Source organism: Priestia sp. AB, assembly GCF_028369225.1.
Classification (GTDB): domain Bacteria; phylum Bacillota; class Bacilli; order Bacillales; family Bacillaceae_H; genus Priestia; species Priestia megaterium.
Genome location: NZ_JAQMYN010000052.1, coordinates 1 through 1,284, shown reverse-complemented (window position 1 = coordinate 1,284; position 1,284 = coordinate 1). Strand labels below are relative to the sequence as shown.

Below are 1,284 nucleotides of genomic sequence, written 5' to 3'. Positions count from 1 at the left end.
AAGGGGACTGCACCCTGTTTGTGAGACAGGACTCAAAGCACCTTTTAAACAGCCAGCTGCCGGTATTGTACTGGTGACTGGTTGTTTAGTTTCGTTTGAATACGGGCATTGTTGTAATAAGTAATATAGTTTTCGACGATGGTGGTCGTCGTATATGTTAACTCGTCGAGGTAGAACGTTTCAGACTTTAGCGAGGAATGAAACGATTCAATGGAGGCATTATCTGCGGGTGTCCCTTTACGGGACATACTCATAGTAATGCCTCTTTCTTTAATTTTTTGTTGATAGAGATGCGATGTGTACACAGATCCTTGGTCACTATGCAACGTACATCCTTTAGGTAAAAAAGGAAGTTGGCTTAACGTATCTAAGACAAATTCTACATTTTGGTGATCACCAATCGAATATGCAATGATTTCCCCATTAAATAAATCTTGAATACTTGAAAGATACAACTGCTTAGGTCTAAAAGGCAAGTAGGTAATATCAGTTACTAATTTCTGAAGAGGGCGATCAGCTTGAAACTCACGATTTAATACATTCTCTGCAACCTGATAAGGTTGCCCTGTTTGCTTTCGTTTTTTTCGTTTTACGCGACATTGCCAACCGTATTTCTGCATGACACGTTGTACAAATTTATGGTTAATTTTCATCGTTCGATTGAGTAATGCTGTAATTTTTCGATAGCCATATCGGAACTTATGTTGTTGACATTGCTCACCGATCTGTTGTTCCATCCATTTCTTTTTCTTTATCCGTTCTGATTGTTCCTGTTTCCTCCAGAGATAATACGTCGATCAAGGGATATCAAGGTGCTGACAGATTTGATAGACTGGCATCTTATCTTTTAACTCTTCTACTACATTCACTACGATTTCTGGGACCACTTCCTCTCCAATTCCTTGTACTTTTTTAAGACCTCAATCTGTTGTGTTAAATACCGGTTTTCTGCTTTCAATTTGGACATTTCGTCTTTAAAGCCAGGTCCCTTTCCGTATGAATACTGCTTGCCTACAGGCTGTTCAAATCGATACATTTCTCCATTTTTATACCATCTCATCCACCTTTTTAATTGGGTGTAACTGCGAATATTTAATTGGGAAAGCACTTCTTTGACAGGTATACCAGCTAATCTCATCTCAATAGCTTTTATCTTTATCTCTGCTGGATAACTAACTCTTGTCCCCATAGAAAAAACACCTCCAAGTGATTGTTAGGTAGTATATACCCGTTTTTTAACTTAAAGGTGTTTTTTATTTGTCTCACTATTAGGGGTCAGTCCCA

1 pseudogene is annotated in these 1,284 nt (G+C 38.4%); it reads right to left on the bottom strand.

Going from position 1 to position 1,284, the window contains the following annotated elements:
• Positions 1-44: 44 nt before the first annotated feature.
• Positions 45-1,189 (bottom strand): annotated as a pseudogene (locus POF52_RS30900) (IS3 family transposase).
• Between the last annotated feature and the right edge of the window lie 95 nt (positions 1,190-1,284).